This is a genomic window from Flavobacterium sp., from assembly GCF_023151265.1.
Classification (GTDB): Bacteria; Bacteroidota; Bacteroidia; order Flavobacteriales; family Flavobacteriaceae; genus Flavobacterium.
Genome location: NZ_JAKLJH010000052.1, coordinates 1 through 15,173, shown reverse-complemented (window position 1 = coordinate 15,173; position 15,173 = coordinate 1). Strand labels below are relative to the sequence as shown.

Below are 15,173 nucleotides of genomic sequence, written 5' to 3'. Positions count from 1 at the left end.
TATGATGGGATTAATTATCATAGGAATTGCGCCTTGTATTGCCATGGTAATCGTTTGGAATGAACTTGCCGAAGGAAATCGAGAATTAACAGCAGGTTTAATAGGAATCAACAGTTTGCTACAAGTGTTTTTCTTTAGTTTGTATGCTTATTTCTATTTGGAAATCATGTTGCCTTTATTTGGAATTAAAGGTTTGGAATTAAATATCACCATTGCCGAAATCGCTAAAACGGTTGGAATTTATTTAGGTATTCCATTTGCATTGGCCATGATAAGTCGTTTTGCTATCAAAAAGTATTTGGGTGTTAAATTTTTCAATCAGAAATTCATTCCGTTTGTTTCTCCAATAACACTGATTGCGCTATTATTTACCATTGTAGTAATGTTCAGCTTAAAAGGCGAAATGATTGTTGATTTACCATTAGACGTTGTTAGAATAGCCATTCCATTAGTGATTTTCTTCGCGATTATGTTTTTCTTGATGTTTTTTGTGGCTAAGAAAATTGGTGCAGATTATAGAGATGCAGTTGCGTTATCGTTTACTGCTTCAGGAAATAACTTTGAATTAGCCATCGCAGTTTCCATAGGCGTATTTGGAATCAATAGTGGACAAGCCTTTGCAGGCGTAATTGGACCTTTAGTGGAAGTTCCTGCATTGATTATTTTAGTAAATGTCGCCTTTTGGTTGAAGAAGAAATATTTCAAATAAAAAAACGCTCTATTTAAGAGCGTTTTTCGTTTTATTCTTTTACTACTTTTATCGTTTTTTGTTGGGAATCGTTTTCTAATACAATTAAGTAAATTCCACTTTCTAAACTAGATAAATCTAAAGCGTTTGAAGTTGCATTTTCAAAAGATTTAGTGTCAATTAATTGACCTAAAACACTATAAATACTTGCTTTTGATAAAGCAATATTGTCTAAGTATAAAATATCTTCTACGGGATTTGGATAAAATACAAATGACTCAAAACTAGTATCATCAGCACTTAAAGTAGTAGTAATATTAAATTGATAAGGCGTTTGATAATTTGTATTAGTTGGATTCGTGCTTGTAAGTTTTAAGAAGTAATCCCCTGGAGTTAAAACTCTTGTAAGACTTAAGGTATTGCCACTATTATTTTGAGCAGCACCAACAGCCGTTCCTGCTGAATTTAATATTGTACCATTCATAGATGAAGTTACGATACTACTAATAGAAACTACTGCGTTTACATTATCTGTAACCGTAAATTTAAAATAATCGTTATCAGCAGCTGCCGGATTTTGAACGGTTGTATATCCAATGTAATTTTTATTTGTTTGAATTCCGTAAGCTAATTCTTTGAAATTAGGCTCATCTAAACCTTGCATCATTTGGTAGGGATAACCTGGTAATTCTGTATGATTTTCAATGATATCATAACCTGAATTAAAATAGAATATTTTTGCAGGATACGTTAATCCGGTTAAATAGGTATTCATATTTGATGAAGGTTCAGCAACAACTCCGTCTGTGGTAACATTACTTCCAAATGCATTTGTAATTCTACCGATAACACATGAAAAATCAATTAGATTGTCAATTGGTTTTTGATTTAAACCTTCAATATTAGCTTCAATAATACCATTACAATTAATATCAGAATTATAAAAATCAGGCGAATAAGAGTTGTCATTCATACTAGTGCTACTTAGTATTTCGGAACCTCCAAATAAGAAATGTCCAGGTTCTCCACTATAATAATAAGTTGTTTTTAAATCTCTAATTGCTTCAGAACTTACATCGGTACCTGTCATAAAAGCTAAGAAATTATCACTCGCATTGCTTCCTCCATGTGGGGTTCCTAAAGTTACTAATTTAGCTACATGATGTTGGTTGTCCGCTTGCCAATTATAAGAGTTTTGAATGTATTCTCTGGAAGCCAAACCGCCCATACTGTGCCCAACTAAAATTACTTTATCTTTTCCAGTGACTTCCATAACTCTTTGAACTGCAACTTTTACTGCTGCTCCTTGTTTGGCAATGGCTGCTTGGTTGCTTAAAACAGTGGTTCCAACAGCACCATTTGGATTTACATTGAAATTTACATAGTAATAATCGCCATTTTGTACAAATGATTCGAAAGCAGCGATATCCGCTCCAGCAGTAGGATAAAAGTTTTTATTTGTTGTAGTATTGTTGTTGTCTGCGTTCAAGCAAAAATCAAAACGACCTCCATAGGCAAAAGAGTATTGCGTATCATAATAATCGGTTGAAGTATTCCAAGTTTCTGAACTTGAATTTAATCCGTGGATTAAAATAATTGGATAGGGAAGTTTACTTTCAAAAACGCGACTTGTAGTATTTTGAATAGGAGTTTTTAATGGAAATATACTATCGTTTCTATATTCAAAATATTCAAATTCAGCTGGTCTTGGTTTAAATTCTATTCTCTCATTTTGAGAAAACCCTAGTGAAGATATAAATAATAAGGCAAATGATGCAATCAAAGTAATTTTATTCATACACATTATTTTTAATTTAATAATGCGCAATATATAAATAAATTGTTAAATTACTATGAATGCATATAATTTTTGTGTGATTTGAATATTAAAATGAAAAAAGCTCTATGTTTATCACATAAAGCTTAATATATTCATTCTTTTGAAATGGTATTATTTGTCTATCGAACCTAAAACGCGCTTCATAAAATCGTTTAAAGCAGTTTTTTTATCAGCTCCGTTTTTGATGGCTTGATTCACTTCTAAAGCACCGTACATGTTAGAAATTAACTCTGCAATTACATCTAATTCTTCATCTTTAAGAGATGAAACTTCGCAAAGATTTTCTAAAACTTCTATAGTTTCTACTAAATAATCCTGATCGTTATCTTCAATAAATTGAGTTAACTGTTTTATAACGGGTAATTTCATATTTATTTTTGTTTCAAGTTTAAGGTTTCAGGTTGTTTTTAGTTGTATTCACAAACATGAAACTTGGAACCTGAAACTTATAATTAAACTACTTCATTTACTAATTCAGCTAAAACTTCAGCTTTATTAGTTTGAGTTTGATTTACTAAAACACCATTTTTGAAAGTAGCAAACGTAGGTAAATTATCCACTTTCGCTAATTTTCTTGATTCTGGAAATTTTTCGGCATCCACCATTACAAAAGGAATTGCTTCGTTTTGAGAAGCCATCATTTTGAATTTTGGTTTCATAATGCGACAATTTCCACACCATGAAGCTGAATATTGCACTACAACTGTTTCGTTTGAAGCAACAATTTCGGCTAAATTATCTTGTTCTATTTCTGTAAACATTTTTTTTAGTTTAAAGTTTCATGTTTCAAGTTCCAAGTTGAATAAACCTGAAACCTGAAACTTGAAATAAAATTATTAGTGAGAAGCTAAATAAGCAGCTGTAGATTTTCTATCAGCACTCATTGCTTCTTTTCCTTCTTCCCAGTTTGCTGGACAAACTTCACCTTTAGTTTGAACGTGAGTGTAAGCATCGATTAATCTTAAGTACTCGTTTACGTTTCTTCCTAATGGCATATCGTTAACGCTTTCGTGGAATACTTTTCCATCTTCGTCAATTAAATAAGTAGCTCTGAAAGTAACGTTTGAACCTTCTAAGATTTCATCATTTAAATCTTCGTTATAAACCCATTCTGCATCTAAAATATCTAAAGCAGCAGCTAAGTTTCTAGTAGTATCAGCTAAAAGTGGGTAAGTTACACCTTCGATTCCACCGTTATCTTTAGCTGTATTTAACCAAGCAAAGTGTACTTCGTTTGTATCACAAGAAGCACCAATTACCATTGTGTTTCTTTTTTCAAATTCTTGTAAAGCAGCTTGAAAAGCGTGTAATTCTGTTGGGCATACGAAAGTAAAATCTTTTGGATACCAAAATAAGATTACTTTTTTCTTGTTGTTAGCCGCTTCTTCTAAAACGTTGATTCTTAAATTATCTCCCATAAAAGAGATTGCGTCTACTGTAATGTTTGGGAATTTTTTTCCAACTAATGCCATGATTTTGTATTTAAAATTATTGTTATTTTTCTGAGTGCGAAATTACAAATAGAAACAACAAAAAAACATGATATTTATTATATTTTTAGATATGATAATAGATAAAAGTTATGGAAGATTTTTCTATCAAAATTTAAAGTAATAAAATAAAAAAACCACCTGAAATTAGGTGGTTTTAGTGAGCTTTACATTGAAATTATTTCAAATCAAATCGATCAGCGTTAATTACTTTTGTCCAAACGTTGATGAAATCATTTACGAATTTCTCTTTGTTATCGTCTTGAGCATACACTTCAGCATAAGCTCGAAGTATAGAATTCGAACCAAAAATTAAATCTACTCTTGTAGCTGTCCATTTGGTAACACCTGTTTTTCTGTTTACGATGTTGTAAAGATTATCTCCAACAGGTTTCCAAGAGTAGTTCATATCGGTTAAGTTTACGAAGAAATCATTCGTAAGAATTCCTTCTTTGTCAGTGAAAACGCCATGTTTGGTTCCTCCAAAATTAGTTCCTAAAACACGCATTCCTCCAATTAAAGCCGTCATTTCTGAAGCGGTTAAGCCTAAAAGTTGCGCTTTGTCCAACATTAATTCTTCTGGTTCTACGACATATTTAGCTTTCATGAAGTTTCTGAAAGCATCGTTTGTTGGTTCTAATACTTCGAATGATTCTGCATCTGTCATTTCTTGTGAAGCATCGCCTCTTCCTGCATGGAATGGAACTTTAACGTTAAGTCCTCCTTCTTTTGCAGCTTGTTCGATTGCGGCACTTCCTCCTAAAACAATCAAATCGGCTAAACTTACTTTTTTAGATAAACCAGCTTGGATTTCTACTAATTTATTTAAAACTTTTTGTAATCGTTCTGGTTCGTTGGCTACCCAATTTCTTTGTGGTTCTAATCGGATTCTTGCTCCATTAGCACCACCTCTAAAATCAGAACCTCTGAAAGTTCTTGCGCTATCCCAAGCGGTATTGATTAATTCCGTTCTAGTTAATCCAGAATTTAATAATTTTACTTTTAAATCCTCAATTTCTGAATCTGATAAGGAGTAATTTGCTGTTGGAATAGGATCTTGCCAAATCAATTCTTCTTTTGGAGCATCGGCACCTAAATAGCGAGAACTTGGACCTAAATCTCTGTGTGTTAATTTGAACCAAGCTCTTGCGAAAACATCTGAAAAATAAGCTGGATCTTTGAAGAAACGTTCTGAAATTTCTCTGTAAGCAGGATCCATTTTCATTGCCATATCGGCATCAGTCATAATCGGATTTCTTTTTACGGATGGATTATGTGCGTCGATTGGTTTGTCTTCTTCTTTAATATTAATTGGTTCCCATTGATTAGCTCCAGCTGGACTTTTCTTTAATTCCCAATCGTAGTTTAATAGTAAGTGGAAATATTCGTTATCCCAACGCGTTGGATTCGTTGTCCATGAACCTTCTAAACCACTGGTAACAGCATTTGCACCGCCACCTTTTGGGTTTAACCATCCAAAACCTTGATTTTCAATAGCACCTGCTTCTGGTTCTGGACCCAAAGTTGAAGCATCTCCATTTCCATGAGCTTTTCCTACGGTGTGACCTCCAGCTGTTAATGCTACGGTTTCTTCGTCGTTCATCGCCATTCTTTGGAAAGTTACTCGAACATCATGAGCGGTTTTTAATGGGTCAGGTTGTCCGTCAACGCCTTCTGGGTTTACGTAGATTAATCCCATCATTACAGCTGCTAACGGATTTTCTAAATCTCTTTCTCCTGAATATCTTGTGCCTTTACTTCCAGATTTTGCTAACCATTCTCTTTCTGCTCCCCAATAAATATCTTTTTCAGGGTGCCAAATATCTTCACGACCACCGGCAAATCCAAACGTTTTTAATCCCATCGATTCGTAGGCCATATTTCCGGCTAAAATCATTAAGTCAGCCCAAGAAATTTTGTTTCCATATTTCTTTTTGATTGGCCATAATAATCTTCGTGCTTTGTCTAAATTTCCATTATCGGGCCAACTGTTTAAAGGAGCAAATCTTAAATTTCCTGTTCCAGAACCACCACGACCATCAGAAATTCTGTAAGTTCCGGCAGAATGCCATGCCATACGGATAAATAGTCCACCATAGTGACCCCAATCGGCTGGCCACCAGTCTTGGCTTTCAGTCATTAAGTTTTTTAAATCGGACTTTAAGGCTTCTAAGTCTAGTTTTTTGAATTCTTCAGCATAATTGAAGTTTTCTCCTAGTGGATTGGTTTTGGTATCATGTTGGTGCAAAATATCCAAATTCAATGATTTTGGCCACCAATCGTGATTTTTAACACCATCACTTAATCCTTTTTGATTTTGATGAAAAGGGCATTTGCTAATGTCGTTTGAGTTTTCCATATTCAATAATTTTAATTTATGATTGTAAGTGTTTGTTTTCTAATTTTCTACACTTGCTAATTTACGAATAAAAAAACCACTACCTTGTTAAAGTAATGGTTAAATTTTATTTAAGTATAAATTAAAATTATAGTTTTTTTATTCTTTGATAGTATTAATCAATTGTCTGATTTTAATATTGAAAGCTGCAAAAATTAAAGTCATGAATGGACTCAGAATATTAAAGAAGGCATAAGGTAAATAGTCAAGAGTTGAAACACCAAGAGTTCCCGCTTGATAAGCACCACAAGTATTCCAAGGCACTAAAACTGATGTTACAGTTCCGGTATCCTCTAGAGTTCTACTTAAGTTTTCAGGAGCTAAACCTTTATCTTTATAAGCTTTGGCAAACATTTTTCCAGGAACTACAATCGCTAAATATTGGTCTGAAGCCGTAATATTTAATGCTAAACAACTTCCCACAGTAGAAGCGAATAATCCAAAAGTTGAGTGTGCTAATTTTAGCAAGGATTCGCTAATTCTTGATAAAGCTCCAATGGCATCCATAATTCCTCCAAAAACCATAGCGCATAAAATCAACCAAATAGTAGGTAACATTTTGCCCATCCCACCAGAAGTAAATAAATCAGCAAGTGTTTTGTTTTCTGTAGGAACAATAACTTCAGTAGTTATGGCTTGCATTACACCTTTATAAGCCGATTTAAAAGTCATGTTTTCTGCACCTGTGATTCCGTTTACAATTTCAGGTTGAAAAATGATTGCGAAAATTCCAGCTAACAAAGTTCCAACTAATAGCGCAACTAAAGGTTCTGTTTTTTTAACGATTAATCCAATAACTATAATTGGAACTAAAAATAACCAAGGTGTTACGTTAAAACTTGTTGTTATTGAATTTAATAAATCATCTGTATTGGCTTCTCCTGTAACTTCTACAGAAAGTCCTAAAATGATAAATAGTATTAAAGTTATGATGTAAGTTGGTACCGTCGTTAAACTCATGTATTTGATGTGGGTAAACAAATCTGTTCCCGCCATAGCAGGAGCAAGGTTGGTTGTATCTGACATTGGCGATAATTTATCACCAAAATAAGCACCTGAAATTACAGCACCAGCCACCATCCCAAGTTCAAAACCTAAAGCACCACCAATTCCAATTAAAGCAATACCTACTGTTGCAGAAGTTGTCCAAGAACTCCCTGTTGCAATAGAAATTACCGAGCAAATAATCAAAGTAGCCGGTAAAAACACAGCCGGACTCAAAATTTGTAAACCATAATAAATCATGGAAGGAATAATACCACTTACCATCCAAGTTCCCGCTAAAGCACCTACCATTAATAAAATTAAGATAGCTCCTGCAGTAGATTTGATGTTATTAGCTACTTCATCTAGCATTTTATGGAACGGAACTTTTGTAAAATATCCCATAATAGCCGCAACTCCACCACCAAGTAAAAGAATAAACTGATTACTTCCTCCTAAAGCATTATCATCGGGTCCGTTATAAGCAAAAAGCACATTGTAAGCAAGCATTCCAATTAGAGCGAAAACGGGAATTAAGGCTTCCCAAAGTTTTAACTCTCTGTTTTTTATGATTTTAGTATCCATTTAGTTTTGTTTGAGGTTGCAATATAGAAAAATGCTTTATATTTTGAAAACTTCTTAAAAAAGAAATCCGCTGATAATTCAACGGATTTGCTTTTTATTTTGTGAAAATTTATTTTTTCAAGTGTAAATCAAAGTAATCTGCAATTTTAGCATACATGTGAATGCGATCTCTTCCACCTACGTTATGTTCGTGGTTTGGATATAAGAAATAATCTACTTGTTTTCCTGCTTTGATGCAAGCTTCAATGAAATTCATACTGTGTTGTTGCACTACTACTGGGTCTTGTGCTCCGTGAATAACTAATAATCTTCCTTTTAAATCTTTCGCTTTGTTTAATAAAGACGTTTTTTCATAACCTTCTGGGTTTTCTTGTGGAGTATCCATATAACGTTCTCCATACATGATTTCGTAGTATTTCCAATCGATAACTGGTCCACCTGCAACACCCACTTTAAATACGTCTGAATGATTCGTCATTAAAGAAGTCGTCATGAAACCACCATAACTCCATCCAAAAACCCCAATTTTCTCAGCATCAACAAATGATTTTGATTTTAAGAATTCAATTCCTTTCATTTGATCTGCCATTTCGTTTACGCCTAAATTTCTATGCGTAACCTCACAGAATTTTTTCCCACGAGAATCACTTCCTCTATTATCTAACGTAAATACTACGTATCCTTTTTGCGCCATGTAAATATCGAAGAATCCAGCACCGCCTAACCAACGATTGTTAACTAATTGCGCATGAGAACCTCCGTAAACATAAACCATTACAGGATATTTTTTCGTAGCATCAAAGTTGCTTGGGTAAATTAATCTTCCGTTTAGCGGTGTTTTTCCGTCTGGAGAAGTTAAGGTTACGAATTCAATTTTAGGTAAATCAATTTTTCCTGTGAAAGGATTTTCGGCTTTTACTAAAGAAGTATTCGCCATTTTATTTTTGATGTTTAAAATCGAAATTTCATTTGGAGTAGTTAAGTTGCTGTATTGGTCTAAAATCATCGTTCCATCTGAAGAAACAGAAGCTGTGTGCGTTCCAGAAATAGTTGTTAATTGGATTGTTTTTCCAGATTTTAAATCTACTTGAAACAATTGACGGTCTAAGCCATTATTGGTTGTTCCAATGTAGTTTATTTTTGTGTTGGTAGCATCAAAACCTAAAACATCTTTTACAACAACATCATTAAAACCTAAGTTTTTCAATAGTTTTCCATCGGTATTGTACAAATATATTTGGTTGAAACCAAAGAAATCCGTTTGGTAAATAAATTGAGTTGGGTTATTTGGAACAAAAGTTAACGGATGTTGTGGTTCTACCCAAGTAGTAGCTTTTTCCATAAACAACGTTTTAACAAAAGCGCCTGTTGCCACATCATATTTGTTGAATTTCAAAAAATTTTGTTCACGATTTAAAATTCCAATGAAAATATGTTTTCCTGTTGGTTCCCAAGACACCATGGTTAAATATTGATCTTTTGGTTCACCTGTTTGAATCGTTACTTTTTTACCCGAAGCTACATCGTAAATTACCAAAGTTACATTCTCGCTAGTCATTCCAGCCATTGGATATTTGATGTCTTTGTTGATTGCTTCGCGCTCATTCCAATTGGTAAGCGGATAATTAGCTACCATAGTTTCATCTTTGCGATAGTAAGCCAATTGAGTTCCTTTTTCGTTCCACCACATTCCTCTGTCGATACCAAATTCTTGACGGTGAACATAATCTGAACCGTTAACGATTGCTTTATTTTCGTCGTTCGTAACTTCAATAACTTTTCTTTCAGGAGTTGTAATTCGGATATTGTTTTCTTGTAACCAAGCGACATTATTGTTTGAAGCGAATTTCGCTTGAGCACCTTCAATATTATAACTAATCACAGATGTAATCTGTTTTGAAACAACGTCATACGTTACTTTGTAATTGTTTTTCTTTCCCGCAACTTCCGTTTCAAATGTATTTATGGTTTTCCAATTAATTGAAAATGGAAACGTTCTAATGGTAAATTCATCATTGGTGATTTTCGATTTCAAAGCGGTTTCAAATTCAGCTTTTGTTGCTAAAGTTAAAGCCGTCCAACCGTTTGCAGCGCTTTTTTCAACTAGAGAAGAAAAGTCAGTACTTAAATACGTGATGGATTTGGAATCTTTACGCCATTGTTGGGCGGTTTGTGTTGTTGGAGCATATTTTCTTGGCCCTAAAACGGTTTCTTCAATAGTCAGATTTTGCGCAACGGCGAAACTTCCAACCAATAGAAAACTTAAAAGATATTTTTTCATTACAGGTAAATTAATTGTGTATTAGAGTTCAAAGTTACGTTTTTGTTACAAAAAAATCCGATTCATTGCTAAATCGGATTTCTTACTTTTATTAAGATGGAATTATAAAATTCCTAACTCTACCATACATTGTTTCATCATTTCGTAGGTTCTTTCGATGTCGTTATCTAAACCAATTGAAAAACGAATTAAACCATCAGTTAATCCCATTTCAGCTTGTTCTTCTAATGGAATTTCTGATGAAGTTGAAGTTCCAGGAGCACTGAATAATGTTTTGTAAAAACCTAAACTTACCGCTAAATAACCTAAGTTTCTTTCTTGCATTAATTCCATTAAAGCGTTGGCTTTGTCTAAACTTCCTACATCAATTGTCATCATTCCTCCAAAACCATATTCTGGATTAATCATGGTTTTATAAATTTCATGACTTGGGTGACTTGCTAAACCTGGATAAACCGTTTTAATTCCGTCAGCTTCAAATTTGTTAGCCAAATACATTGCGTTGTGGCTGTGTTGTTTCATTCTGATGTGTAATGTTCTTAAGTTTTTCATCACAGAAGCCGAACGTAAACTATCCATTGTTGGACCTAAAAGCATGCTTGCTCCGTCGTTTACATTTTTCAAGCTGTTGATGAATTCTTGAGAAGCACATGTTACACCACCAACCGTATCGCTACTTCCGTTGATGTATTTTGTAAGTGAATGAATCACGATATCAGCTCCTAATTTCGCTGGAGCAACTGATAAAGGTGAAAACGTATTGTCAACTACTAATTTGATATTGTGTTTTTTAGCAATTTTAGCCAATGAAGCAATATCCGCAACTTCCAACAAAGGATTACTAACGGTTTCACAGTATAAAACTTTTGTATTTGGAGTGATAGCCGCTTCAACTACGTCTAATTTTGTAATGTCAACAAATGTAGTTTTGATACCCATTCTTGGAACGAAATTTTTCAAGAAGGCATACGTTCCGCCGTAAATAGTTCTACTTGACACGATATGGTCACCATTTCCACATAATTGCAAAAGAGTAGGAGTGATAGCGCCCATTCCAGAAGCAGCTACATTTGCCGATTCTGTTCCTTCCATTGCTGCTAGTGCTTTATCTAAATATAAATTACTTGGCGAAGAATGACGAGAATATAAATAACAACCTTCAGCATTCCCTTCAAAGGTGTCAAACATTGTTTTTGCTGAAAGAAATGTGTATGTTGAACTATCTGAAATCGATGGATTTACACCACCAAATTCTCCGAAATATTGCAAATCTTGTATACGATCTGCCGGATTAAATTTTTCCATAATTTTAAAGTTTAGTTGTTTATTTTAAATCAAAAATATAATTTGGTAAACTATTATTCAATGCTTGAAATTAAAATTAGATTTTTATTCTAAATTTAGTTAAAGTTGTAGTTTTTATTTCTGTTATTTATTCGTTTTAGTTACATTTGCTGACAACTAAAAAACAAACAACACAACTAACCAATGGACGCAATCGACAAAAAACTTTTAGGTTTTCTGCAAGAAGACACTAAAAGGACCACTAAGGAGCTTTCCTTATTATTAAATCTTTCCGTAACTGCTGTTTACGAACGTATTAAAAAATTAGAGCGAGAAGGAGTTATTACCAAATACGTAGCACTTTTAGACCGAGTTAAATTAGACAAATCTTTCGTGGTTTTTTGCCACATTAAGTTAAACCAACACACAAAAGATTACATTACAACATTTGAAAACGAAGTGGTGAAATTAACCGAAGTTTCAGAATGCTATCACGTAAGTGGCGATTCGGATTATATTTTAAAAGTGAATGTTAAAGATATGGAAGAGTATCGTGAGTTCATGGTTACGAAACTTACAGGTTTGCAACATATTGGAAGTACACACAGTTCTTTTATGATTGGTGAAGTAAAATATACAACCGCTTTTACTTTAAACTAAGCTATAATAATTTACCAAAAAAGTAACAAAGAATTAATTCAAAAAGCGTTACTTTTGTATCCGAATTTAAGTCAAACAACAAACTTTATATACAATCATGAGTCAATTTGATGTAACCATTATTGGTTCTGGCCCTGGAGGATATGTTTCAGCTATCCGTTGTGCCCAATTAGGTTTTAAAACAGCTATTATTGAAAAATATTCAACTCTTGGAGGAACGTGTTTAAATGTAGGATGTATTCCATCGAAAGCATTATTAGCATCTTCGCATCATTATGAAGAGTTACAACACTTTGCAGACCACGGAATTGAAGTTTCGGGAGATGTGAAAGTGAATTTAGAAAAAATGATTGCTCGTAAACAAGCAGTTGTAGATCAAACTTCGGGTGGTGTAAAATTCTTAATGGATAAAAACAACATCACAGTTTTCAATGGAGTAGGTTCATTTGAAAGCGCTACTTCTGTAAAAGTGACTAAAGAAGATGGTTCTTCAGAAATCATCGAATCTAAAAATATTATTATTGCTACAGGTTCTAAACCATCTAGCTTGCCATTTATCAAATTAGATAAAGAAAGAATCATCACTTCTACTGAAGCTTTGAAACTGAAAGAAGTTCCAAAACACTTAGTAATTATTGGTGGTGGTGTTATCGGAATCGAATTAGGTCAAGTATATTTACGTTTAGGAGCGCAAGTTTCTGTAGTAGAATTTATGGACAGAATTATTCCAGGAATGGACGCTGCTTTATCAAAAGAATTGACTAAAGTGTTGAAAAAACAAGGAATGAAATTCTACACGTCTCACAAAGTGCAATCAGTAGAAAGAGCTGGAGATGTAGTAACCGTAAAGGCAGAAAATGCTAAAGGAGAAATCATCACGTTAGAAGGAGATTATTCATTAGTTTCTGTTGGTCGTCGTCCTTACACAGATGGATTAAACGCTGAAAAAGCAGGAGTAAAAGTTACCGAGAGAGGTCAAATAGAAGTAAACGATCATTTACAAACTTCGGCTTCTAATATTTATGCGATTGGTGACGTAGTTCGTGGAGCGATGTTAGCACACAAAGCGGAAGAAGAAGGTGTTTTAGTTGCTGAAATTTTAGCAGGTCAAAAACCTCATATCGATTACAATTTAATTCCTGGAGTTGTTTATACTTGGCCAGAAGTTGCAGCTGTTGGTAAAACAGAAGAGCAATTAAAAGCAGAAGGTGTAGCTTATAAAGCAGGAAGTTTTCCATTCAAAGCTTTAGGAAGAGCTAGAGCAGGAGGAGATACTGACGGATTTGTAAAAATTTTAGCCGATGCAAAAACAGATGAAGTTTTAGGAGTTCACATGATTGGAGCAAGATGTGCCGATTTAATTGCAGAAGCTGTTACAGCAATGGAATTTAGAGCAAGTGCAGAAGATATTTCAAGAATGTCTCACGCACACCCAACGTTTGCAGAAGCTATCAAAGAAGCAGCATTAGCAGCGACTGATAATAGAGCATTACACGTGTAAATAGAAAAGTCATTATATTAAAAATCCCAAATTCAATTGAGTTTGGGATTTTTTTTATTGGTACGGATTGTAAATCCGCGTTATCGGGTTAGCTTACATATCTTCATTGATTGTAAATTTTTTAGATTCCACATGAAACCTCACATGTGATACATTTGTTTCATACCAACCATGAAATCCAATTAAATATTCTTTTGTCACTTGTTTTTTTACGTCTGATGGATCTTCGCTAAAATCTAACAGTTGTATTACTATGATTTTCTCTTTTCGGTCATTAATATACCCAAAGAACTGTTTATAATATTTACTTACATTATTTGCTTCTTTTTTTAGAGCTAGTTTTTGTTCTTTAAAATACTCCTTATCATCCATTACCTTTTTCCACTGGTTATTAAACTTCTGAATCGTTGAATAATATTTTTTTGGTAATTCTTCGTCAATAAACCTGATGGTTTTCTCGTCTGGTGTAAAGAACCCAATAACAGTATCTGTTGAATCTTGTATGAAAAGTTTTTTCGCATATTCGGAAGGGAAAACTATTCCTTTTGATTCTTTAAGATTAAAAACTTTTATTTCGGTTATAGAATCTGTTATCCTAGTGGTAGGATCAGTTTTTTGAGCTAAAATAAATGAACAATAAAATAATATCAGTATCGTATATTTCATTTTCGCAGAAGGTGTTTGGTATTATAGGTAGCTTGTTTGTATGTCTAACAAATGTTAATTTTATCTTTATTTAATTATTTTTAAAGTTATGGCTTTACAATTTCTTTAAAACCATCCCAATTTGCGTAAATTAAAAACACATTAGCAAATAGTATTGCTGCTGCCATTGGAATATCGGTTCCTGTTACAACCACGTGAATTAGAAAAATATTGATGCTTATTGGTAATAAAATGATAGTTCCTAGTCGAACAAATTTACCGCTTACCAGCATTAATCCTGCTAATAATTCAATAGTTTTTGCTACCGGGAAAATGTATTTTGAAGCCATGAAACCCGCCATTAGTGTAGCTAAATCTCCTGTAGGCTCAGGTTGTTCTCCCATTAAATTGAAAAAATAAGAAATAGAAGCAAAAAGCATCAAAGCTCCTAAAAGCACACGAACAATAATAGTTGCAATTTTCATAATTTAAATAGTTTTTTGGTTAGTTATTTCAAAGATAATGAAATTATTAAACAAAAAACCATCAGTTTCCTGATGGTTTATTTCTTACTTTTTCAAAAACTTTTTATATCCTAAAAATCCTAAAAACCCAATCAAGGCAAATGGCCAAAGCACCACTACAAACGAAATAATATTTTCCAGCATAAACCAACCCGTTTTTACACTATCCCAAATTTGTAAGCCAATATTTGGACGATAAGCGTTGATGCTTTTTTCATTAGCCACCATTTCTTGTTTGATGCTTTCGTCTTGGTAAATGTTTAGTGTTAAAGTGCTAAAGTTCACTTGGTCTT

At 33.5% G+C, this 15,173-nt stretch carries 13 protein-coding genes and 1 pseudogene; 3 read left to right on the top strand and 11 right to left on the bottom strand.

The window, feature by feature from the left end:
* Positions 1-709: arsenical-resistance protein (locus L6Q46_RS06530; RefSeq protein ID WP_291283634.1), on the top strand; the 709-nt coding region annotated here is incomplete at its 5' end.
* A gap of 31 nt (positions 710-740) precedes the next feature.
* Here the strand turns inward: L6Q46_RS06530 and L6Q46_RS06525 are convergent.
* The 8 genes from L6Q46_RS06525 to L6Q46_RS06490 all read right to left on the bottom strand — a co-directional run bounded on the left by L6Q46_RS06525 (position 741) and on the right by L6Q46_RS06490 (position 11,571).
* Complete coding sequence (locus tag L6Q46_RS06525) at positions 741-2,486, bottom strand: alpha/beta fold hydrolase (RefSeq protein ID WP_291283633.1); 1,746 nt, start codon at positions 2,484-2,486, stop codon at positions 741-743.
* A gap of 153 nt (positions 2,487-2,639) precedes the next feature.
* Positions 2,640-2,897: a hypothetical protein gene (locus L6Q46_RS06520; RefSeq protein WP_291106963.1), complete on the bottom strand. Its 258-nt coding sequence runs from the start codon at positions 2,895-2,897 to the stop codon at positions 2,640-2,642.
* Between the two features lie 83 nt (positions 2,898-2,980).
* Positions 2,981-3,289: a thioredoxin family protein gene (locus L6Q46_RS06515; protein ID WP_291283632.1), complete on the bottom strand. Its 309-nt coding sequence runs from the start codon at positions 3,287-3,289 to the stop codon at positions 2,981-2,983.
* A gap of 75 nt (positions 3,290-3,364) precedes the next feature.
* The gene (locus tag L6Q46_RS06510; protein WP_291283631.1) at positions 3,365-4,000 is read right to left on the bottom strand and encodes a peroxiredoxin; all 636 of its coding nucleotides are present in this window, start codon (positions 3,998-4,000) and stop codon (positions 3,365-3,367) included.
* Positions 4,001-4,196: 196 nt separating this feature from the next.
* Positions 4,197-6,377 carry a catalase/peroxidase HPI gene (gene katG / locus L6Q46_RS06505; RefSeq protein WP_291283630.1) on the bottom strand — a complete coding sequence of 727 codons (2,181 nt, stop codon included), beginning with the start codon at positions 6,375-6,377 and terminating at the stop codon, positions 4,197-4,199.
* 138 nt (positions 6,378-6,515) lie between these two features.
* Positions 6,516-7,985 carry a Na+/H+ antiporter NhaC gene (gene nhaC / locus L6Q46_RS06500; protein WP_291283629.1) on the bottom strand — a complete coding sequence of 490 codons (1,470 nt, stop codon included), beginning with the start codon at positions 7,983-7,985 and terminating at the stop codon, positions 6,516-6,518.
* Positions 7,986-8,094: 109 nt separating this feature from the next.
* Positions 8,095-10,266, bottom strand: coding sequence for a DPP IV N-terminal domain-containing protein (locus tag L6Q46_RS06495; protein ID WP_291283628.1), 2,172 nt, complete (start codon positions 10,264-10,266; stop codon positions 8,095-8,097).
* A gap of 102 nt (positions 10,267-10,368) precedes the next feature.
* A complete protein-coding gene (locus L6Q46_RS06490; RefSeq protein WP_291283627.1) occupies positions 10,369-11,571 on the bottom strand; it encodes an aminotransferase class I/II-fold pyridoxal phosphate-dependent enzyme in 1,203 nt (400 codons plus the stop codon).
* A 183-nt stretch (positions 11,572-11,754) separates the two neighbouring features.
* Here L6Q46_RS06490 and L6Q46_RS06485 point away from each other — a divergent pair, with 183 nt between their 5' ends.
* Both L6Q46_RS06485 and lpdA read left to right on the top strand, forming a co-directional pair.
* Complete coding sequence (locus tag L6Q46_RS06485; RefSeq protein ID WP_291283626.1) at positions 11,755-12,210, top strand: Lrp/AsnC family transcriptional regulator; 456 nt, start codon at positions 11,755-11,757, stop codon at positions 12,208-12,210.
* Positions 12,211-12,307: 97 nt separating this feature from the next.
* Positions 12,308-13,711 (top strand): dihydrolipoyl dehydrogenase, encoded by a 1,404-nt coding sequence (gene lpdA / locus L6Q46_RS06480; protein ID WP_250581499.1) that lies wholly within the window; start codon positions 12,308-12,310, stop codon positions 13,709-13,711.
* 93 nt (positions 13,712-13,804) lie between these two features.
* Here the strand turns inward: lpdA and L6Q46_RS06475 are convergent, their stop codons facing one another.
* The 3 genes and pseudogenes from L6Q46_RS06475 to L6Q46_RS06465 form a co-directional block, all read right to left on the bottom strand.
* Positions 13,805-14,377 carry a hypothetical protein gene (locus L6Q46_RS06475; protein WP_291283625.1) on the bottom strand — a complete coding sequence of 191 codons (573 nt, stop codon included), beginning with the start codon at positions 14,375-14,377 and terminating at the stop codon, positions 13,805-13,807.
* Between the two features lie 86 nt (positions 14,378-14,463).
* Positions 14,464-14,841: a DoxX family membrane protein gene (locus L6Q46_RS06470; RefSeq protein WP_291283624.1), complete on the bottom strand. Its 378-nt coding sequence runs from the start codon at positions 14,839-14,841 to the stop codon at positions 14,464-14,466.
* An 84-nt stretch (positions 14,842-14,925) separates the two neighbouring features.
* Positions 14,926-15,173 (bottom strand): annotated as a pseudogene (locus tag L6Q46_RS06465) (DUF4349 domain-containing protein); the annotation flags it as partial.

Excerpts from the sequence above, each read along its gene's own strand:
- L6Q46_RS06510 (WP_291283631.1), bottom strand. The coding sequence starts at position 4,000 with ATGGCATTAGTTGGAAAAAAATTCCCAAACATTACAGTAGACGCAATC.
- L6Q46_RS06525 (WP_291283633.1), bottom strand. The coding sequence starts at position 2,486 with ATGAATAAAATTACTTTGATTGCATCATTTGCCTTATTATTTATATCT.
- nhaC (WP_291283629.1), bottom strand. The coding sequence starts at position 7,985 with ATGGATACTAAAATCATAAAAAACAGAGAGTTAAAACTTTGGGAAGCC.
- L6Q46_RS06485 (WP_291283626.1), top strand. The coding sequence starts at position 11,755 with ATGGACGCAATCGACAAAAAACTTTTAGGTTTTCTGCAAGAAGACACT.
- L6Q46_RS06490 (WP_291283627.1), bottom strand. The coding sequence starts at position 11,571 with ATGGAAAAATTTAATCCGGCAGATCGTATACAAGATTTGCAATATTTC.
- lpdA (WP_250581499.1), top strand. The coding sequence starts at position 12,308 with ATGAGTCAATTTGATGTAACCATTATTGGTTCTGGCCCTGGAGGATAT.
- katG (WP_291283630.1), bottom strand. The coding sequence starts at position 6,377 with ATGGAAAACTCAAACGACATTAGCAAATGCCCTTTTCATCAAAATCAA.
- L6Q46_RS06520 (WP_291106963.1), bottom strand. The coding sequence starts at position 2,897 with ATGAAATTACCCGTTATAAAACAGTTAACTCAATTTATTGAAGATAAC.
- L6Q46_RS06495 (WP_291283628.1), bottom strand. The coding sequence starts at position 10,266 with ATGAAAAAATATCTTTTAAGTTTTCTATTGGTTGGAAGTTTCGCCGTT.
- L6Q46_RS06475 (WP_291283625.1), bottom strand. The coding sequence starts at position 14,377 with ATGAAATATACGATACTGATATTATTTTATTGTTCATTTATTTTAGCT.
- L6Q46_RS06470 (WP_291283624.1), bottom strand. The coding sequence starts at position 14,841 with ATGAAAATTGCAACTATTATTGTTCGTGTGCTTTTAGGAGCTTTGATG.
- L6Q46_RS06515 (WP_291283632.1), bottom strand. The coding sequence starts at position 3,289 with ATGTTTACAGAAATAGAACAAGATAATTTAGCCGAAATTGTTGCTTCA.